This is a genomic window from Methylobacillus gramineus (assembly GCF_020532675.1).
In the GTDB taxonomy this organism is placed as follows: Bacteria; Pseudomonadota; Gammaproteobacteria; order Burkholderiales; family Methylophilaceae; genus Methylobacillus; species Methylobacillus gramineus.
Genome location: NZ_JAJAVE010000003.1, coordinates 229074 through 248744 on the forward strand (window position 1 = coordinate 229074; position 19671 = coordinate 248744).

Below are 19671 nucleotides of genomic sequence, written 5' to 3' on the forward strand. Positions count from 1 at the left end.
TAGGGGATAGTGCTTTACACAGCGGCATGATGACTTACGAAAAATTACGCATCTTTACAAAAACCGCTAAAACTTAGCATTTGCTCCACCAGTCTTAATTAATGCCCACTTGATGGGTTTATACAGGCGAGGTTGAAAATGCGTACATTCAAAAAGATCATGTTAGTTGGTTTGCTGGCTGGCGTGGTCATCAGTGGATCAGCCAGTGCTGACCCCTGGCATGGTGGTCATCGTCATGGCGGCGGCGCCAATATCGGTTTCTATTTTGGCCCCGGTTATGGTTCCGGCTTCGGTCCAGGCCCTGGTTATTATGGTCCGGGTTGGGGCCCTTACTATCCAAGGCCCTATTATGCAGTACCCACCTATCCCTACTACCCGCCTGTGATTGTGGCACCTGCTCCCGCTCCGGTACCACCACCGGTCTACATAGAACAGGCACCGCAGGAAGCAGCACCAGTACCACCGGCCTCAAGCCAGGCAGGTAGTTTCTGGTACCACTGCAATCAGCCTGAAGGCTACTACCCGTATGTCAAGGAATGCCCACAAGGTTGGCAAAAGGTAAACCCTCAACCACCTTCACAGTAAACGAGGCGCATCATGAAAATTGCAGCTGTATTGATCCCGTTGGCCTTGCTGGCGGGATGTGCCACGGTGCCACCTGATGGCCCCAGCAGGATGGCGTTGCCAGGAACAGGTAAGGGTTTCGATCAGTTCCGTTATGACGATAGTACTTGTCGCCAGTTTGGCCTGGAGCAGAGTGGCTCAGTCAAGGCCGCCACCAAGGAAAGCGCATTGACCAGTGCCGCTGTGGGCACGGTGGTGGGTGGTTTGCTAGGGGCTGCGGTTGGTGGTCATCAAGGTGCAGCGATTGGCGCTGGCTCTGGGTTGCTGGTGGGAACGGTGGCGGGCTCTGAAGCGTCATCTGATTCTTATTATTCTGCCCAGCAGCGCTATGACAACGCATATACCCAATGCATGTACGCCAAGGGTCACAAGGTGGCAGTGTCTGGCAGGCTGGCACAAAGCCGTCCGCAGGGCCAGTCCATTAGTGCTGCTCCTGCTGTTGCGCCTCCCCCGCCACCCGGTTACAAAGGGCAACCATTATCAGCCACAGTCCCGCCAGATTATCGGGAATAAGTGGGTGGGGCTGAAACTTAACCCAGCCACCCTATTTAAATAGCGAATACAGCTTTTTAGCAGTATCACAGGAGGAAGTCATGAAAAAGTCCATTACACATAGCTTGCCAGCCTTATTGCTGGTGCTGATGACAGGAACAATGAGCATTACTAGCGCTTATGCTGACCGGGATGATCGCGAAGATCGTCGAGACCGGCATGAGCAGCGTGGAGACAGGGGCCGTGGTCATGATCATGGCCAGTGGGAAAAGCGCGGTCGTGACCGTCATGACGACAGGCGCTGGAATCATCGGCAGGCAGCACGTCCCGTGATTATCCAGCAGGATGTGCACTACCATTTTCGCGATGATGACCGGTATCGCTTGCGTCACCAGTATGATCGCAGCCTGCGCATGGTCAATCGGGATCACCGGCCTTATTTCCAGGCTGGCTATGCAGTCCTTCCTGCCTACCGTCCTTATATCACGCCTGTGCCGGTACAAGTCCTGCATCGTTTGCCACCACCGCCTCCAGGCTATGTGATTGGTTACTATCAGGGCTATAACGTAGTGTATGACCCGGTCAGTTTTGTGGTGTTGACCACCATAGATTTGCTGCGTTAATGTGAGTTGATCAGCTTCAGCCGCAGTTTGGGTTCAGTCGTTTTAGGCCCGAGCCAGATATCAAGAAAGCTGCGGGTGAAGTCTGCATCATCAATGGTAGAAGTGACCTTGTTGTTGCTATAAAAGCGGATAGCCTGATTGGGAAGCTGGATGGCAGTGAGGGTATCGCCTGCTTTGACATCGGTGAATGCCTGCTCCATCAGCGGTTGCCATTCCTTGATCTTGTTTTCTTCTATGCCTTGTTTGCGTAGCTGGTTGACGCCTTCCTTGGCCAGATTTTTTGCACTGAAATCATGGCCGTAGGTCAGCACCAGCGCATGCGGCTTGTCCAGTTGATATTGCCCGTTTTCGGCCCACAGCTGCGCTGAATACACCTTGATGCCAAACCAGCGCAGGTCGCCTTGCCCCACTATTTGTGCATGCGGGATTTCAGCCTGGATGTAGTCAGGATTTTCCGCTTGCGTATGGATAGGCAGGATAGCCAGCATGGTGATAAATAATAGACGGTGCAATGTCATCTGTATTCCTTTCTAGGCGCTCAGTGTCCAGAGCTTGACGTCTGTTTTACGTTCGCGGAACCCTGCTTCGCAGTATTTCAAGTACATCTGCCACAGGCGAATGAACGAGTCGTCGAACCCTTGGGCGCGCACGCTGTCCAGGCGATACATAAACCTGTCGTACCAGAGTTGCAATGTTTTGGCATAGTCCAGACCAAATGACTGGACATTATCCAGGCGGAGCGAGGCTTGTTGGGCATGGGATCGGATGGCATTGGGGCATGGCAGCATGCCCCCCGGGAAAATGAACTGCTGTATGAAATCCGTCCCATATTGATAGGAATCAAAGCTACTATCCTGAATATCAATGCTCTGGATCACAATCTTGCCGCCATCTTTCAGGCGTAGGGGCAGCCTGGAGAAATAACTGTGCCAATGGTTCTTACCCACGGCTTCCAGCATTTCAATTGACACAATGTGGTCAAACTTGCCGGTGACGTCCCGATAATCTTGCAGGGCAAGAGTGACCAGATGATCAAGCCCAGCTTTTTCTATTCTCTCGGTTGCGTATTGTAGTTGGGCCGGCGACAGCGTAATGCCAAATACCTCAAAGCCACGTTGGGCCGCCCGTTCTGCAAATCCTCCCCAGCCACAGCCAATCTCCAGTATACGCTGGCCAGGTGTTGCCTTCAGTTCATCAATAATACGGTCATATTTTGCCAACTGCGCCTCTGCGAGCGTCATGTCCGTTTTTCCTGAAAACCATGCTGCAGAATAGGTCATGGTGTCATCCAGCCACAATTGGTAAAACGCATTACCCAGGTCGTAATGCGCTTGTATATTTCGCTTGCTGCCATGGCGTGAGTTATTGCGGAGCAGGCAATGCGAAAGGCGACGCAGAATCAGTGACCACCATTTGCCATTCACTGTGCGGTCCAGATGCTGTTGATTGCGCAATGCCAGTGTAAACAGCTGTAATAAATCTGGACTTGAAATCCAGTTTTTACGCAGGCTTTCGGCAAACCCGATATCTCCCTGCCTGATCAAGAGGCTTGCTGCACGCCAGTCATGGATATGCAACTGGGCGGATGCTTCAGTAGAGGTATTGCCAAAGGTGATGACATGGCCGTCCGGTGTGGTCAAAGTGAGGCTGCCAGCATCAATGTTGTTAAGCATGGCAAGCAAGACGCGAGCTGCCAGTGGTCTTTTTACGGAGTTGTTGAATGTCATGGTGGGATGGTTATGGCTCATCATTACCGTATTCCTGTTGGTTCTGAGTCAGACTGTGTGGTGAAGCTTGAGGTTTGGGAATATAGGGCACTCTCTTGATCCAGAGCAGCAATGCCTGCCAGTGAATGCGAAAGACAATGCCAAAGGTAAGCAAAGGCATCTTGACTAAGGCCTTGAGCATATTCCACTGTGTGGGCGCCAATGTGCGATAGCTGATTTTTGTGGCAATCAATGGCTGGAAAGGCTCCTCATCCATGAAATAGTCGATAGACATCACATGGTGCGGATGATTGCCCAGGTAACGGAACTGATAAAACCCGCGGATTTCGCAGAATGGCGATACATGAAATGCCTTGCGGCAAACCAGGCTGGTATCGGCATCAATTGCCTGATTGCCCTGGGCCGTGAGTAAATACTGGTGATGCTCGCCAAATGTGTTGTTCACCTCAGCCAGAATTGTTTTCAGTTCGCCTTGCTGATCATGCATATACCAGAAACTGACCGGGTTGAAGACATAGCCAAATACACGCGGGAAGGTTTGCAGCCAGATATCGCCATCCGGTATCTGTACCCCGGCACCTGCAAGTTTCTGACTGAGCCAGGTGCGTAGTTCTGTGTTGCGATCCCCATGATCGCGTTCGAAAAATGCGATAGGGCGCACACGATTAAATCCCAGTAGCCATGATCCTTGTTGCTTTACCGCTTCCAATCGGCTGATGCAAATCCTCAGGCAGAACACTGGGTAGACAAAGCGATTGAAGACAGGACGATGGCGCACATGCATGACATTGCCCATGCCAAGTTGCAGATTCAACGCTGAGGCGGCTGTATTAGTCATAGACAGCCTGCCAGGGCGGGGTGATGCCAAATCCACGTGCTACTCTCAAGCCAGATTTCAGTCCATCTTCATGAAAGCCGTAGCCCGTCCACGCGCCGCAGAACCAGGCACGCTGCTTGCCCTGGATTGAATGCAGTTGACGTTGAGCGGCGATCGCCATGCTATCCATGATCGGGTGTGCATATTCGAATTCCTCTATCACGCTATTGGCCGCCAGTGCCTGATGCGGGTTGAGAGTCACAATGACCGGTGTTTTCCAAGGTAGTGGTTGCAATTGATTAAGCAGGTAGCTGACGGTCACCGGGTATTGCGGGCGATGATGGCGGGGCATGGCATAGTTCCAGGCTGACCAGATTTTCTTGTTGCTGGGCAGCAGGGAGGTGTCAGTATGCAATACCGCCCGATTGGCCTGGGTGCGGAAGGCTGACAATAAGCGCCTTTCTTCTGCATTGCAGTCCAGCAGCTTGAGGGTGGTGGGCGCATGACAGGCAAAGACGACCTGATCAAACTGTTCTACGTCATTCGGGGTTGTGATGAGGACGCCATTGGCATGGCGCGTGACCTGCTCAATCGGGCAGGACAATCTTTTATCGTCAATATCCGTCAGCATGGCGTCAACATAACTGCGTGCACCATTGATCACGGTTTTCCACAAAGGCCGGTCATTGACCTGCAATAACTGATGGTTCAGGCAAAAGTGCAGAAAAGTAGCCGCGGGAAAATCCAGGATGTCATGCACGGAAGATGACCAGATTGCGGCGGCCATCGGCAGCAGATACCAGTCACGCATGATCTGGGAATATCCATGCATATCCAGTAGTTGCCTTAATGTCAGGGGGTGGTCAGGCAGGCTGGCTAGATAGGAAGCTGCATGGCGGTTGAACCGCAGAATATCCTTGAGCATGCGCCAGAACTGGGGCCGCAACACATTCCGGCGCTGCGCGAATACTGTATTCAGGGAGGTGCCCGCCCATTGCAGATTGGCTTGTTCCACGGACACGGAGAATGTCATCTCACTGGCATGGGTGGCGATATTGAGATGACTGAATAAGGCAATCAGGTTGGGATAGGTGAGGTCATTGTGTATCAGGAAGCCAGTATCAACTGCCGCTGTTATGCCATCAATCTCGATGTCTACCGTGTGTGTGTGACCACCAAAATAATCATTGGCTTCAAACAGGGTTACTTCATGCTCTCGTGCCAATAGCCAGGCGGCAGACAGGCCTGAGATGCCTGAGCCGATAACGGCAATTCGTTGCTGGGGTTTTTGCGCGCCGCTATTCATCGTACGGCAGGCTTTTGCAATAAGGCTGAACGTAATGTCTTGCTATGGCAGTCTGGATCAAACCAGATACTGGCAAACGCAGTACAGAAGGCTGGGTCCAAGATTTCTCCCAGAGTCGTGGTTTGTTGAAAGAAACTTACCTTGATGCCGGGCTGAAAGATGATCCAGACGATGTCGCCTTTGACGACATCAGGCATGATGCCAGCAAGTGCATTCTGCCATTGCTGGATACTCTGGTCGGGCGCATGCCCCAGTCTTTGCAATTCAGTCCGGCTGGCTTTCAGTATGTACTCCGCCGTGACAGTGCGCAGATATTCAAAGCGCAGGGCAAACGCCTGGTTGGCAATGCTATTGTTAACCAAGTGCAGGCTATCTAGTGTCCATAAGCTGGCCCGGTAAATGGAGAACACGCTCCAAGTGAGCGTGCCAGTCCCTTGTTGGAGCCAGCTGTTGGCGGGAGAAGCTGTCTGTAATGTCAGGAAATCCTGGATATCTTCCATTGCTTTTTCTGAAAATTATTACCTTGTGGTTTTAAATATAACACAAAAGTATTAAATGGAAACTAATCAGTTTACAAAGTTACTTTATGGTCTATAATTCAACAAAACACTATGCAGAGTAGTAATGAGCGACATTAAAAAACCCAGTTTGAAGCAAAGGCAGTTTGAGTTGCGAGAGAGCGCCATCCTGGATGCAGTGGATAGTTTTCTCGCAAGCAAAGGCTTCGACTTGATGACGATGGATGAAATTTCCCAGGAAGTCGGGATTTCAAAAGCCAGTCTGTACAAGCATTTTGATTCAAAAGAGTTGTTGGCTGCTGCCACAATGACACGCCTGATTGTCCGCACGCTTGAAGTGGTGGAAACCCGGACACAAGCCAATGCACCGCTTGATAACCTGAAGATGGTGGTGGCCTGGAGTGTGCGTGAGCACCTCGAGGGCCGTATGCCCTCCCTGCCTTCTACGCGTTCCAGTATTCATGAGTTCATGATGCGCCATCAGCCTTATGTAGAAACGCTGGAGCGGCTGACGGAGATTCTGGGCGGCTGGATCCTGGATGCACAACAACTGGGTCTGTTGAATCCAGAGCTGCCTGGTGAAGTGATTCTTTACACCATTTATGCTCGCCCCTGTGATCCGGTGACTGATTTCTTGAAAATGGGTGGGGCATTGACCGATGAAGAAATCGTGAATGCCATCGTGAGTACCTGCTTTAACGGTCTGAAACCCAGTTGAGAGTAGCAAAGAGCATGGTTGTTTAAGTATTAAGCAATGTTCTACCGGGATTTTTGTTCATCTATGTCGCAGTTTGATTGCTAAGGAAAAGTGCCATGCAACTGGTCAAGTATGCAATAGAGCTTTCTGAACAGGGGCGCATGCCGGATAGCCTGATACGTGCCGGTATCCGCCATTTACTCAAGTCACGGCTGCAGGAGATCAAATCCAGCGATTGTGCTGCCAGTGCGGATATACAGACCCTGTTTGTAGAGAGCATGAATGTTTCACCGGTGGCGCTGGTGCCTGAGATGGCTAACGATCAGCATTATGAAGTACCTAGTGATTTCTTCCGTTACAGCCTGGGCAAGCAGCTTAAATATAGCTGCTGCTATTGGGATGATGAAGTGACCACACTGGATCAGGCCGAAATCAGGGCATTGAAGCTCACCTGCGAGCATGCCAACATCCGGGACGGGGATCGTGTTCTTGAGTTGGGCTGTGGCTGGGGCTCACTCACACTATGGATGGCGGGAAAATTCCCCAATAGCCAGATTACCGCTGTTTCCAATTCGCACTCGCAGCGTGAGTATATTGAACGTGCAGCAAAGGACCTGGGGTATGCCAATATCCAGATTGTCACCTGCGATATGAATAATTTTTCCCCGGTCACGACCTATGACCGCATCGTCTCTGTGGAAATGTTCGAGCATATGCGCAACTACCGCACGCTATTTGAACGATTGCATGGCTGGCTTAATCCGGGCGGTAAGTTCTTCATGCATATCTTTGTGCACAGGCTCACGCCTTATGCCTTTGTCGCCAATAGCACTGATGACTGGATGAGTGAGTTGTTCTTTTCGGGTGGCATGATGCCCAGTGACAATTTGCCGCTACATTTCCAGCAGCACTTGAAGTTGCAAAGCCAATGGCGCTGGGATGGAAGTCATTATGAGAAAACGGCGAATGCCTGGCTGGACCGGATGGATGATCATGCTACCCAGGTCATGACTGTATTCCGTGCTACCTATGGCGATGATGCCCAGATCTGGTTTAACCGCTGGCGTATTTTCTATATGTCCTGTGCTGAATTATTCGGCTACAACAAGGGGCAAGAGTGGTGGGTCAGCCACTACCTGTTTGAACGGGATTAACATGAGCCGGCGCTGGATAGTCTTGAACATCCTGCTATTCCAACTGGGCTGGTTTGGCGCTGTATATGGCGGCGCCAATCAAATGCCATGGTTGGGCATAGTGGTGATTGTGCCCATTTTGCTCTGGCATTTGGCGCGCGCGCAGCGTTGGCATCTTGAACTAAAGTTGATGCTGTTGCTTGGGGCTGTTGGTTGCGTGCTGGATCAAACCCTGCTGTCGCTGCATCTGCTTTCATTTCCTGCGAGTGACTGGCCGGCTCATCTATTGCCTGCATGGATGGTAGCCTTATGGTTGCTGTTTGCCACGACGTTGAATGTCAGCATGCGCTGGATCAAGGGCCACTACCTGATAGGACTGGTGTTTGGTGGCGTGGGTGGCGTACTGGCTTATCTGGGCGGCGAGAAGCTGGGCGGAATCACCCTGCATTCTTCCTGGACCTTGCTTGCGATTGGCGTGAACTGGGCCATGGCCATGCCCCTGGCCATCTATTTCTCGATCAGGTTTGATGGCTGCGCCGGGAGTAAGACATGAGTACAGGATCAGCGGCTATCTGGGTGCCATGGCTATATGCCTTGATCCCCCTGAGTATTTTTGCCTTGCTGGGCTGGATATACAGCGTGATCCGCAAGAATGTGCATGTGATTGATAGCATGTGGAGCTTGTATTTCCTCGGCACGAGCCTGGTAGTGGTCAGCATGCAGCCTGCGCCATTCAGCATGCGCGCCAACATCTTGCTGGCTTTGGTGGTGGTGTGGTCGCTGCGGTTAGCGGTTTATCTGGCTATACGCAACTGGAACAAGGATGAAGATTATCGCTATCAGCAGATCCGCGCCAATAATCAACCGCATTTCTGGCTCAAAAGCCTGTATATCGTTTTCGGCCTGCAGCTGCTCCTGGCGTGGGTGATAGCCCTGCCGTTGGTCACGGCACTGACAGGTGAACCAGCATTAGGCTGGCTTGATATTGCTGGTTTGGTGCTGGTTGCAGTAGGCATTGCCTGGGAAAGCATCGCAGATTGGCAGCTATACCGCTTTAAACGCAAACCGGAAAATGCAGGCCAAGTGTTGGATGCTGGATTGTGGGCCCTGTCCAGGCATCCCAATTATTTTGGCGAGGCCTGCATCTGGTGGGGGTTTTACCTGATGGCAGTGGCGGCTGGTGGCTGGTGGACGATTTTGAGTCCAGTGTTGATGACTATCCTCCTGTTACGTGTTAGCGGCGTGCATCTGCTTGAGCAAACCATTCATGAGCGGCGGCCACAATATCGGCAATATCAGCAGTCTACCAATGCGTTCTTCCCTGGCCCGAAGAAGTCTTGAGCCAGCGCACAAGCATTGCAACTTCAAAGGAGCTGACATGAATATCAAGACCATACTTGCAACAGTACTCGGCGCTATTGGATTATCAGCCTGTGCGTCATATCCGCCTTTAGCTGTTGTCAGCAAGGTGGAGACGGAAAAATTCATGGGACGGTGGTATGTGATTGCCCATATCCCGACCTGGGTAGAGCGCAAGGCGTTCAATGCCATTGAGTCGTATGAGTTGAATAAAGACGGGACAATTGCCACTACCTTTACCTTCAACGAAGGCAAAGCAACAGGCCCGCTCAAGGTCTATCATCCCAAGGGTTTTGTGGTTGACGGTACAGGCAATGCGATTTGGGGCATGCAGTTTATCTGGCCGATCAAGGCCCAGTACAAGATCACCTATCTGGCACCTGACTATTCCAGCACCATCGTTGCGCGCGATGCGCTGGATTATGTCTGGATCATGGCGCGTAGCCCCAATATTTCCGATGAGGAATATGCCACCCTGCGAGAGCGGGTGGCGAGCTATGGCTATGATCTAAGCGAACTGCGGCGAGTGCCGCATACATCGCGTCAATAGCACCCGGCTACCAAGCAATCACAGGTGTTCCCAGGGTATTAAGGGCTTCATTGGTTTTGCTGAATGGGCGGCTACCGAAGAAACCACGATGCGCTGATAAAGGTGAGGGATGCACTGATGTGATCACGATATGGTGGGGTGCTATGAGCGGCTGATATTTCTGTGCATGCGCCCCCCACAGGATGAATACCAGGGGTTGCGCATGTTGACCCAGCTTCACCATCAAGGCGTGGGTAAAAGCCTGCCAGTGTTTGCTGTGGGCACCGGCGAGACCGCCGCGTGTCGTCAAGGAGGCATTCAGCAGCAATACACCCTGCTCTGTCCAGGGCGTCAGGTTGCCGCCTGAGATGACTGATCCGTTCCCAAGGTCACTATCCAACTCCTTGAGCATATTGCGCAAAGAGGGGGGAGGCCTGACGCCATCCGGCACCGAGAACGACAGGCCATGGGCCTGTTGTATGCCATGATCTTCACCATGATACGGATCCTGGCCCAGAATCACGACCCTTACTTGTGCTGGGGCAACCTTGCGTAGGGCTTCAAACCATAAGCCCCGGCGCGGGCGGATATCTTCCTCATCGGCCAGTGTGGCCGCAATCGCTGTGTAATGCGCCTGTAACTCAGGGATGTAGTCTAACCAGACTGGCGGTAAAGATTCTTCTCTGGTGTGGTTCATGGGGCTGACCTTCTACTGGCATCAATGACTGAAATAAAAGCCGATTAAACTACTGGATTCAGTAGTGCTAGGCAACTATAAAAGGCGTAAGATCAACTGACAGTGCGCCGGATTCATGCAGAACAGCCTGAGTATCCGTGCATGCCGTGGGTTCAAGACAGACGCTAGATCTGTGATCAATCGCATTCGACTATGGAGAAACGAAGATGAAAACCCTGCTCGCAGCCATTCCAGTATCACTCATGTTGGCCATGTCAGCCCAGGCCAATTCCCAGTTAAATGAAAACGAATTTGAGATCATGAAGGTCTGTCACGTTAACGCTACGGCCATGAATCTGTATGGTGGTGTGCGTGAACACTACCTCAATAATTGTGTGTTATCTCGCGCATCTGAGGACAATCAGCCGCACATGCGCAAGGCTTGCCAGATCAACGCCACTGCCATGAACCTGGCAGGGGATGTACGCAGAAACTACTTGCTGTCGTGTCTTGCCAGTAACTGAGCCGGGCTAGGCAATATAGTCTTGCAGGCGTTCAGTGAGCCATGCCATCAGTACCTTGATACGCTGCGGCTGGTTGCGACGATTCGGATAGAGCAGTGATACCGGCATGGGCGCTGATCTATGGTCAGGCATGATCGCTATCATGGCGCCGGAGGCAATATAGCGCCTTGCTCCTGCCAATGGCACCTGGATGACGCCCAGTCCTGCCAGGCAAGCATGGCTATAGGCGTCGGAATTGTTGACAGTGATTAAAGACGGCATCTTGATGCTGCGCACCTCTTTACCATCCAGATATTCCCAGGCAGCATCAGTGGATCCCAGTGTCTGGGCATAATTGACTAGGTAATGGTGTTGCAAGTCGTCCATGCTGCTTGGCATGCCATAACGTGCAATATAGTCGGGGCTGGCGCAGTTGACCATGCTCAAGTACCCCATGTTTCTGGCGATCAGCCCTGACTCGGTGAGGTTGCCGACGCGAATCACGCAATCAAAGCCTTCGGCAATCAGGTCAACCTTGCGATCCGTGCTACTGAGTTCTATGCGTATACCAGGATGTTGTCTGATAAATTCTGGCAAGTGCGGCACGATAAAGTCGCGGGACAATGCAAGAGGCAAGTCAATTCTGATACGGCCCTGAATACTGTGTTCTCCAGTCTGGAACATGGACTCCAGTTCATCCATGTCAGCGAGTACATCCTTGCAGCGCTCATAGAACACCTCGCCATCCTGGGTGAGCACGACCTTGCGCGTAGTACGGTGCAACAGGCGTGACCCAAGGTGAGACTCCAGGTTCTGGACTGCAGATGAAATGCTGCCCTTGGGCAACCCCAGGCTTTCTGCCGCTTTGGTGAAACTGGCAAGTTCTGCAACACGGATGAATATTTCCATGGCGTTGAGTCTGTCCATTGGCCTCTCTCAGATGGGATATTGTTCACATAATATGAACAGTAAAATCAATTTTTTGCAGTTTATCACTTTTTAAAATGGCAATAGACTGTGTTTCAGCAACTCAAGACATGATGTCAAACCTACATATTGAGAAGGAGTGAGCATGAGCAAGATCGCAATCATCACCGGCGGTAACCGCGGCCTGGGCAGGAACATGGCGCAGCATCTGGCAGCAAAAGGCATTGATGTCATCATCACTTATCGTGCAGGGCATGAGCAGGCACTAGAAGTAGTGGACGAGATCGAGAAACAGGGCAGAAAAGCCGCAGCACTGCAATTGGACGTAGGAGTGAGCGCAAGCTTCAGTGGATTTGCTGCCCAGGTTTCTGATCTGCTGCAACAGAAGTGGGCACGGCGCGATTTCGATTTCCTGGTCAATAATGCGGGTATGGGCGTGCATGCCGCGATTGCCGAGACAACAGAAGAACAGTTTGATGACTTGGTGAATGTGCACTTCAAGGGGGTATTTTTCCTCACACAAAAACTATTGCCCTTGATCAAGGATGGCGGACGCATCCTGAATGTCTCAACCGGGCTGACACGTTTTGCCTTGCCGGGATTTGCAGCCTATGCCGCCATGAAGGGCGGTATTGAAGTGCTGACCAAGTATCTGGCAAAAGAATTGGGACCACGAGGCATTGCGGTCAATGTACTGGCCCCTGGGGCAATTGAAACCGATTTTGGTGGTGGTGCCGTACGGGACAATGCTGATCTGAATAATTTTGTTGCCAGCCAGACGGCGCTGGGACGGGTTGGCCTGCCCGATGATATCGGTGGCGTGGTGGCATCGCTGCTGGCCGATGAGAATCGCTGGCTGAATGCCCAGCGCATAGAAGCTTCTGGCGGTATGTTCATCTGAGTGAGCCAGGACTTATGAATATGCTTATCAGCTGGAATGCTGCTGCAATTGCTTGTTGAGAGAGGCGCGTAAATTCTCTCTCAAGCCAACGGTTTATAAGCGAGCAGCACGGCCAGTTGCTCGAATAACTTCTTGCGCGGATGATTCTTGCGCCAGACCATCGCAATGGTGCGGCTGGGTTGTTGCTTGATATCGATATAGCAGATATCGCTGTCGTCTGGTTGAATCGCAACCGAAGGCATCAGTGTAATGCCAACGCCATTCTTGACCATGAAGCGGAGGGTTTCCAGGCTGGAAGCACGAAAATCATCCTCGATAAATCGGGACGGGTTGCATAGCTTGAGTGCCTGGTCGCGCAGGCAGTGGCCTTCATCAAGCAAGAGCAGGTTTTCCCGGTCTACCGAGTTGAGATCCACCTCTTTCAATGTAGCTAACGGGTGGTCAGGACAGACGGCGAGGGTGAACGGATCCTCGAACAACACGCGGGACTCCAGTTCGGGGTGGTCTACCGGCAAGGCGAGCAAAGCCGCATCCAGCTTCATCCCCAGCAGCAGATCCATCAAGGCGCTGGTTTTCTCTTCAATCAGCAGCATTTTCATGTCGGGAAAATGCTGCTTGATGCGAAATACATATTCCGGCAATACATAGCTGGCCACCGAGGGAAAAGCCCCCAGCGATAACTTGGTGCTTTGAGGGCTTTGTGCCTGTGCGGCTATCTGGCGGATATGCTCCACATTGTCCATCACCTGGCGCGCCACTTGTACGATTTGCTGACCGAGATCGGTCACGCTGACCTGATTTTTCTCCCGGACAAAGATCGGCACGTTTAGGTAATCCTCCAGTTTCTTGATCTGGGTACTCAAGGTGGATTGGCAGATAGCACAATGGTTGGCTGCCTGGCTGAAGTTCTTGTGGTCAGCGACCGCTATCAAGTAATTCAAGTCTCTCAAGTTCATTTTCTTACCTTTGCGGGTTGTGCGGATGCCAAGGCCAGGCACGACAAAAATCCGTGTTGGCTTTGGGTCTTTCTTAAGCGCACGCCCATGCTTCACTCCACTCCATAGTCTTTACGCGACAACCTCAATCTCATTAGCCGCTTTTTTGCCCCCATTTTAACGATATGGTTTTTTCTTGATCATTGATTTTGCCTATAGGGGTATTGAGGAAATGAATTTCACCAGCTAGCCGGAAAACACTTTAATGACCTCACTCCCCGAGACAAGCCTGATTCTAGGTGAGAAGCGGGGGAAAGCAGATCAGTGAAATCATTAATTTACCAAGGAGATAGTCATGAAAAAACACATTATAGGAGCCGCCATCCTGATGGTATCCGCCATATCCAGTGCCCAGGCCGAGTCGATTCTGCCTTTTGCCACCAGCCTGTTAGGGACCTGGAAGCCCTTGCCTGAGGCAACCAGTAATGAGAAACCGGATATTGATCGTTCGCTTGGCCTGTTTGCCAACAGCATATTGGGCAAGAGCCCAAGGCAGGAGACGGCAGTCAGCAACGATAAACCAGACGTGGATAAGTCACTGGCGCTGTTTGCCAGCAGCATCCTGAATTAGTCAGACGCCCATGCCAGCCAAGCTGTCATGGGCGAATTCATAATAATAGAGGAGAAAGTGACATGAAAGAGAATGCGATTTTTTATGGCAAGGTGCTGGTGTTTTCACTGGCGGCTTTGGCATTGGCAAGTCAGGTACAGGCTGAACCGCAGAAACAGGATCACGGCGTGCCACTCAAGCAGACAGCTACACAAGGTGGTGTTCAATCGAGTAATTTCTGGTGGCCTGACCAACTGGATCTTAGAGCTTTGCGTCAGAATGCGGCTGAATCAAGCCCCATGGGTAAAACCTTCAATTATGCCGAGGAGTTTAAATCCCTCGATATTCAGGCCGTGAAAAAGGATATTGAGGCCGTGATGAAAACATCACAGCCATGGTGGCCAGCAGATTATGGTCACTATGGGCCATTTTTCATTCGCATGGCCTGGCATAGTGCCGGGACTTATCGTGTCGGTGATGGTCGCGGTGGTGCTGGAGGTGGACAGCAGCGTTTTGAGCCTTTGAACAGCTGGCCGGACAATGTCAGCCTGGACAAGGCCAGGCGCTTGCTATGGCCAGTTAAGCAAAAATACGGCAACAAAATATCCTGGGGCGATCTCATGGTGCTGGCCGGTAATGTAGCGCTGGAATCCATGGGTTTCAAGACCTTTGGTTACGCTGGTGGGCGTGCAGATGACTGGGAGCCTGACATGGTGTTCTGGGGCCCTGAAAAGAAGTTTCTTGCCGATGAGCGCTACAGTGGCAACAGAAAACTGGCCAAGCCACTGGCTGCAGTGCAGATGGGCCTGATTTATGTCAATCCTGAAGGCCCGAATGGCAATCCTGATCCACTGGCGGCTGCCAAGGATATTCGCGAGACCTTTGGCCGCATGGCCATGAATGACGAGGAAACCGTTGCGCTGATTGCAGGTGGTCACACCTTTGGCAAAGCGCATGGCGCGGCTAGTCCGGAGAAGTGCGTGGGGGCTGAACCTGCCACAGCAGCGATAGAGGAGCAGGGGTTTGGCTGGAAGAACAAGTGCGGCAAGGGTAATGCCGGTGACACCATCACCAGTGGCCTGGAAGGCGCCTGGTCAAGCAATCCTACGCGTTGGACTCATGAATATCTGACCTGGCTCTATACCTTTGAATGGGAAAAAACCAAGAGCCCGGCCGGTGCGATTCAATGGATTCCCAAAGGCGGTCAGGGCGCTAAACTGGTGCCAGATGCACACGATGCTGACAAGCGTCATGCACCTATCATGTTTACCACTGATCTCTCGTTGAAACTGGATCCTGAGTATCACAAGATATCAAAACGCTTCCTGGATAACCCTAAAGAGTATGAGCTTGCCTTTGCCAAGGCCTGGTTCAAGCTGACGCACAGGGACTTGGGGCCGCGTGCACGCTATCTGGGTAATCAGGTGCCTGCTGAAGTCCTCATGTGGCAAGACCCGATCCCAACAGTCGATCATGTGCTGATTGATGATCAGGATATTGCCAAGCTGAAGGCTACCATCCTGGCATCAGGGCTCACTACTCCTGAACTGGTCAGGACAGCATGGGCATCTGCGTCTACTTTCCGTGGTACTGACATGCGGGGTGGCGCCAACGGGGCACGCCTTCGCCTGGCACCACAAAAGGACTGGGCAGCGAATAACCCGGCTGAACTTGCCAAGGTATTGAAGCGTCTGGAAACTATCCAGCAAGACTTCAACCGCACGCAATCCGCTGGCAAGAAGGTATCTCTTGCCGATTTGATCGTACTGGGCGGATCTGCAGCGGTTGAGCAGGCTGCGAAAAAGGCGGGACAAGATGTGCAGGTGGCCTTTGTGCCGGGTCGTGTGGATGCATTGCAAGAGCAAACCGATGTGAAATCTTTCGCGGCTCTGGAGCCTACGGCGGATGGCTTTCGCAATTACTTCGGTGAAGCGAATACTCGCTCACCGGCAGAGATGCTGATTGAGCGGGCTAACCTCTTGACCTTGACCGTGCCTGAAATGACGGTGCTGGTGGGAGGCATGCGTGCTTTGAATGCAAACGCCGGGCAATCCAAACATGGCGTGTTCACTGACCGAGTTGGCACCTTGAGCAATGATTTCTTCGTCAATCTGCTGAGCATGTCGACGCAATGGTCCAAGTCATCTTCAGGCACAGGTGTGTATGAGGGACGAGATCGTGCCAGCGGCGAGCTCAAATGGACGGCAACCCCTGTGGACTTGATTTTCGGATCTAACTCCGAGTTGCGCGCGATTGCAGAAGTCTATGCGGTGAATGATGCCAATCCGCAGTTTGTGCGTGATTTTGTCGGTGTCTGGACCAAGGTGATGAACCTGGATCGTTTCGATCTGCGCTAATCAATCAAGCCGTCATGATGTAGCTGGGCTGGGTATCTCATTTGAGTATCCAGCCCTTATTGCCAACCATCGTGGAGTGCGTAAAAGAGACGCAAGAAGTCTTAAAGGACATAAGCGGTGGCTTGATTTTAGCAAGGTGCCAGCGACACCCTCAATGCCATGAGGTTGCAGAAGTACATTTCTGAAGAATGGCATCACGTCATGCTTGCCTACACCACATTTGTTCTACTGAATCGGATCTATTGATAGCGGTAACTTCAATGTGAAGGTGGAACCTTCGCCCTGTATGCTTTCTATCAATATCTGCCCTTGATGCGCCTCTGCCAGTTGTTGGGCAATATAAAGCCCCAGGCCCAGTCCTGCGGAGCCCTCGCTACCCTGACAACGTTCGAATGCCAGGAATATCCGCGCCTGGTCCTCAGGGGAAATGCCCTGGCCTTGGTCACGCACGGCGATTTGAGCATGGTCATCTATGCGACGCAGTGTGACAGAAATCGGTTTGCCATGGCCATAGCGCAAGGCATTGGTCAGAAGGTTGGCGATGATCTGTTCAATACGGAATTCGTCCCACATGCCTTGTGCTGCATCGAGTATTTCCAGTGAAATTTTATAACCGGCAGCTTGGGCCTGTAGCTGAAAGTCCGTGACCAGCCTCTCCAGCAGTATGGTCATGTCAGTCTGGGTCGGACGTATGGAGAGCTTGCCGCTGGAGATACGGGAAAGGTCCAGCATATCGTCAATCAGGCGGATCATATTGGTGATCTGCCGCCGGTCACGTTCTAGCATCTTGGGCAGTTGTTCTGGGTTGAATGCCGCCAGGTTGCCGCGTTCCAGTTGCAAGGAGCGTACCTGGACATCCAGGAACAAGGTGTTCAATGGTGTACGCAGTTCATGAGCGACCATGGACATGAAATCGTCGCGGATGCGAACGGAGTTTTGCAGGTCTACCTGGGTTTTTTCCAGTTCCTTCAGCAGCACTTCCTGCTCTTTGCGACTATGCTCAAGGGCGACGACCTGCCGCTGGGTTTCCCTGCGTTGCTGGTCGAGTGCAACAAATACATTCACCTTGCTTTTGACGGCGTTGATATCCAGCGGTTTATGCAGAAAGTCCACGGCACCGGTTTCATACCCACGGAATGCAAAGTTGAGTTCACTGGCGGCAGCCGTGACGAAGACAATCGGGATATGCCTGGTCTTGGCAGTGCCGCGCATCAATTCTGCCAACTCAAAACCATCCATGCCTGGCATCTGCACATCGAGGATAGCCAGCGCGAATTCGTGCTCCAGTAATAGCGATAAGGCCTCATCCCCGGAGCTGGCCTGATAAATGATGCGATCTTCACCCCGGATAATGGCTTCCAGTGCGCGCAGGTTTTCCTGCAAGTCATCGACGATCAGTAGCTTGGTGGGCGTTGTCGTTTCTATAGGATGGTCTTTAATCAACATGCTGGTGGTCCAATATCATTAGCAGGCGGTGAATGTCTGCCAGGTTGAGTATGAGGTCCGGGGTTTGTAGCTTGATGGCTTCTTGCGGCATATAGGCGACTTCAGCCTCTGCGGGATCCTGAATTACCGTGAGGCCGCCACTTTCCTTGATTTTCTGCATGCCCATCGCGCCGTCATGGCTGGCACCAGTAAGTAATATTCCCATCAGAGTGGGGCCATAAGCATCGGCGGCGGACTCCATCAGGATATCAATCGAGGGGCGCGAGAAATGCAGTGGTGGTTCACAGCTGATGGAAAAGCTCAGGCTGTGTTCAATCGACAGATGATAACCGGCACTGGCAAAGTACAGCTTGCCTGGTACGATCGTTTCCTTATCCTCGGCTTCTTTGACCCGCATGGACATACGGTGCTGGAAGACGGTTGCCAGTCGGCTCTCACGCATTTCCTGCATATGCAGCAAGGCAATCAGGGGCAGGGGATAAGTGGCTGGCAGCCCGCTGAATAAACGCAACATGGCATCTACCCCGCCAGCGGACGCACCGATCACCACCGCATGGATATTGCGATCTACCAGGTATGGTGCAAAAGCGGGCGATGGCATCATAGTTTGCGGAATAGCCGATCACGTTTGCTGACAGGTTCAAAGTGGCTGCTGTAATCTGAAAAATCAATGCTTTCCTTGCTACCCAGGCCAAGGAATCCACGGTGGCACAAAGAGCTATGGAACAAGCCCAATGCCCGATCCTGCAATGTTCGGTTAAAGTAGATCAGTACGTTACGGCAGGAAATAAAATTGGTCTCAGAGAACACACTGTCAGTCGACAGGCTATGGTCAGCAAAGGTAATGTTTTCACATAGCGATTTATCGAACAGTGCAGCGTTATAGGCTGCGGTGTAATAGTCTGAGAATGCACCATGTCCGCCTGCTTCCTGATAGTTCTTGGTATAGAGCTGCATGCGGTCGAGCGGGAACACGCCTTTTTTGGCTTTTTCCAGCGATTGTGGATTGATATCGGTCGCGTAAATGATGGAACGTTCCAGCAAGCCTTCTTCTTTGAGCAGGATAGCCATCGAGTAGACTTCCTCGCCGGTGCTGCAGCCAGCCACCCAGATTTTGAGCGAAGGGTAGGTACTGAGTATGGGGATTACCTGGCTGCGCAGCGCGGCATAATAGGTCGGATCACGAAACATCTCGCTGACCGGGATGGTGAGAAATTGCAGCAGTTGCATGAACAGGTTGGCATCATGCAGGATCCGCGCTTGTAGTTCTGATACTGATTGGCAATCCAATGCGCGCACCGCCTGAACCACACGGCGCTTTTGCGAGGCGCCGGAATAATCACGGAAGTCATAACTGTAGCGTAGATAAATCGCTTCCATCAGCAGGCGCAATTCGATGTCCAACGGACTCATGCGGGTTTCAGGCTGTCCGCCTGCAATCCCGCCGTTAGTGCTGAGGTCGACCTGATCCTGTTTTTTATCTGTCATGCC

General features: G+C 52.0%; 23 protein-coding genes. 12 read left to right on the forward strand and 11 right to left on the reverse strand.

Going from position 1 to position 19671, the window contains the following annotated elements; translation table 11 throughout:
- Positions 1–138: 138 nt before the first annotated feature.
- From LG201_RS11635 to LG201_RS11645, 3 genes are all read left to right on the forward strand, one after another.
- The gene (locus LG201_RS11635; protein WP_226772372.1) at positions 139–585 is read left to right on the forward strand and encodes a hypothetical protein; all 447 of its coding nucleotides are present in this window, start codon (positions 139–141) and stop codon (positions 583–585) included.
- A gap of 12 nt (positions 586–597) precedes the next feature.
- A complete protein-coding gene (locus tag LG201_RS11640; RefSeq protein ID WP_226772373.1) occupies positions 598–1137 on the forward strand; it encodes a YMGG-like glycine zipper-containing protein in 540 nt (179 codons plus the stop codon).
- Positions 1138–1217: 80 nt separating this feature from the next.
- Positions 1218–1739, forward strand: coding sequence for a hypothetical protein (locus LG201_RS11645; protein WP_226772374.1), 522 nt, complete (start codon positions 1218–1220; stop codon positions 1737–1739).
- Here LG201_RS11645 and LG201_RS11650 read toward each other — a convergent pair.
- Genes LG201_RS11650 through LG201_RS11670 form a run of 5 tightly spaced genes read right to left on the reverse strand, consistent with a single transcriptional unit; the run spans position 1736 to position 6089 of the window.
- Positions 1736–2257 carry a chalcone isomerase family protein gene (locus LG201_RS11650; RefSeq protein ID WP_226772375.1) on the reverse strand — a complete coding sequence of 174 codons (522 nt, stop codon included), beginning with the start codon at positions 2255–2257 and terminating at the stop codon, positions 1736–1738. The genes LG201_RS11645 and LG201_RS11650 overlap by 4 nt on opposite strands.
- Before the next feature lie 12 nt (positions 2258–2269).
- Positions 2270–3490, reverse strand: a complete 1221-nt coding sequence (locus tag LG201_RS11655; RefSeq protein WP_226772376.1) for an SAM-dependent methyltransferase — start codon at positions 3488–3490, stop codon at positions 2270–2272.
- Positions 3477–4304: a DUF1365 domain-containing protein gene (locus tag LG201_RS11660; RefSeq protein ID WP_226772377.1), complete on the reverse strand. Its 828-nt coding sequence runs from the start codon at positions 4302–4304 to the stop codon at positions 3477–3479. The genes LG201_RS11655 and LG201_RS11660 overlap by 14 nt, the downstream gene beginning before the upstream one ends.
- The gene (locus LG201_RS11665; RefSeq protein WP_226772378.1) at positions 4297–5589 is read right to left on the reverse strand and encodes an NAD(P)/FAD-dependent oxidoreductase; all 1293 of its coding nucleotides are present in this window, start codon (positions 5587–5589) and stop codon (positions 4297–4299) included. Before LG201_RS11665 ends, LG201_RS11660 begins: the two co-directional genes overlap by 8 nt.
- Positions 5586–6089: a chalcone isomerase family protein gene (locus LG201_RS11670; protein WP_226772379.1), complete on the reverse strand. Its 504-nt coding sequence runs from the start codon at positions 6087–6089 to the stop codon at positions 5586–5588. The genes LG201_RS11665 and LG201_RS11670 overlap by 4 nt, the downstream gene beginning before the upstream one ends.
- A 124-nt stretch (positions 6090–6213) precedes the next feature.
- Here LG201_RS11670 and LG201_RS11675 point away from each other — a divergent pair, with 124 nt between their 5' ends.
- From LG201_RS11675 to LG201_RS11695, 5 genes are all read left to right on the forward strand, one after another.
- Positions 6214–6825 carry a TetR/AcrR family transcriptional regulator gene (locus LG201_RS11675; RefSeq protein ID WP_226772380.1) on the forward strand — a complete coding sequence of 204 codons (612 nt, stop codon included), beginning with the start codon at positions 6214–6216 and terminating at the stop codon, positions 6823–6825.
- 95 nt (positions 6826–6920) lie between these two features.
- Positions 6921–7958, forward strand: a complete 1038-nt coding sequence (locus LG201_RS11680; RefSeq protein ID WP_226772381.1) for an SAM-dependent methyltransferase — start codon at positions 6921–6923, stop codon at positions 7956–7958.
- Position 7959: 1 nt separating this feature from the next.
- Positions 7960–8490 (forward strand): DUF2878 domain-containing protein, encoded by a 531-nt coding sequence (locus tag LG201_RS11685; RefSeq protein WP_226772382.1) that lies wholly within the window; start codon positions 7960–7962, stop codon positions 8488–8490.
- The gene (locus tag LG201_RS11690) at positions 8487–9278 is read left to right on the forward strand and encodes a DUF1295 domain-containing protein (protein WP_226772383.1); all 792 of its coding nucleotides are present in this window, start codon (positions 8487–8489) and stop codon (positions 9276–9278) included. The genes LG201_RS11685 and LG201_RS11690 overlap by 4 nt, the downstream gene beginning before the upstream one ends.
- 37 nt (positions 9279–9315) lie before the next feature.
- Positions 9316–9846 carry a lipocalin family protein gene (locus LG201_RS11695; RefSeq protein ID WP_226772384.1) on the forward strand — a complete coding sequence of 177 codons (531 nt, stop codon included), beginning with the start codon at positions 9316–9318 and terminating at the stop codon, positions 9844–9846.
- Between the two features lie 7 nt (positions 9847–9853).
- On the opposite strand, the gene LG201_RS11700 is transcribed toward LG201_RS11695, so the two are convergent.
- Positions 9854–10522: a uracil-DNA glycosylase gene (locus tag LG201_RS11700; RefSeq protein WP_226772385.1), complete on the reverse strand. Its 669-nt coding sequence runs from the start codon at positions 10520–10522 to the stop codon at positions 9854–9856.
- Between the two features lie 206 nt (positions 10523–10728).
- Between LG201_RS11700 and LG201_RS11705 the strand changes: the two genes are divergently transcribed.
- Positions 10729–11025 (forward strand): hypothetical protein, encoded by a 297-nt coding sequence (locus LG201_RS11705; RefSeq protein ID WP_226772386.1) that lies wholly within the window; start codon positions 10729–10731, stop codon positions 11023–11025.
- Positions 11026–11031: 6 nt separating this feature from the next.
- Here the strand turns inward: LG201_RS11705 and LG201_RS11710 are convergent, their stop codons facing one another.
- Entirely contained in the window at positions 11032–11931 is a 900-nt protein-coding gene (locus LG201_RS11710; RefSeq protein ID WP_226772387.1) for a LysR family transcriptional regulator, read from the reverse strand.
- A gap of 145 nt (positions 11932–12076) precedes the next feature.
- Here LG201_RS11710 and LG201_RS11715 point away from each other — a divergent pair, with 145 nt between their 5' ends.
- Positions 12077–12832, forward strand: a complete 756-nt coding sequence (locus LG201_RS11715) for an SDR family NAD(P)-dependent oxidoreductase (RefSeq protein ID WP_226772388.1) — start codon at positions 12077–12079, stop codon at positions 12830–12832.
- A gap of 80 nt (positions 12833–12912) precedes the next feature.
- Here the strand turns inward: LG201_RS11715 and LG201_RS11720 are convergent, their stop codons facing one another.
- The gene (locus tag LG201_RS11720) at positions 12913–13884 is read right to left on the reverse strand and encodes a LysR substrate-binding domain-containing protein (RefSeq protein ID WP_226772389.1); all 972 of its coding nucleotides are present in this window, start codon (positions 13882–13884) and stop codon (positions 12913–12915) included.
- A gap of 238 nt (positions 13885–14122) precedes the next feature.
- Between LG201_RS11720 and LG201_RS11725 the strand changes: the two genes are divergently transcribed.
- Both LG201_RS11725 and katG read left to right on the forward strand, forming a co-directional pair.
- A complete protein-coding gene (locus LG201_RS11725; RefSeq protein ID WP_226772390.1) occupies positions 14123–14398 on the forward strand; it encodes a hypothetical protein in 276 nt (91 codons plus the stop codon).
- A 62-nt stretch (positions 14399–14460) separates the two neighbouring features.
- Entirely contained in the window at positions 14461–16734 is a 2274-nt protein-coding gene (gene katG, locus LG201_RS11730) for a catalase/peroxidase HPI (RefSeq protein ID WP_226772391.1), read from the forward strand.
- 225 nt (positions 16735–16959) lie between these two features.
- Here katG and LG201_RS11735 read toward each other — a convergent pair whose 3' ends face one another.
- Genes LG201_RS11735 through LG201_RS11745 form a run of 3 tightly spaced genes read right to left on the reverse strand, consistent with a single transcriptional unit; the run spans position 16960 to position 19668 of the window.
- Positions 16960–18180 carry a hybrid sensor histidine kinase/response regulator gene (locus tag LG201_RS11735; RefSeq protein ID WP_226772392.1) on the reverse strand — a complete coding sequence of 407 codons (1221 nt, stop codon included), beginning with the start codon at positions 18178–18180 and terminating at the stop codon, positions 16960–16962.
- Complete coding sequence (locus LG201_RS11740; RefSeq protein WP_226772393.1) at positions 18170–18784, reverse strand: chemotaxis protein CheB; 615 nt, start codon at positions 18782–18784, stop codon at positions 18170–18172. Before LG201_RS11740 ends, LG201_RS11735 begins: the two co-directional genes overlap by 11 nt.
- A complete protein-coding gene (locus tag LG201_RS11745) occupies positions 18781–19668 on the reverse strand; it encodes a CheR family methyltransferase (RefSeq protein WP_226772394.1) in 888 nt (295 codons plus the stop codon). Before LG201_RS11745 ends, LG201_RS11740 begins: the two co-directional genes overlap by 4 nt.
- Between the last annotated feature and the right edge of the window lie 3 nt (positions 19669–19671).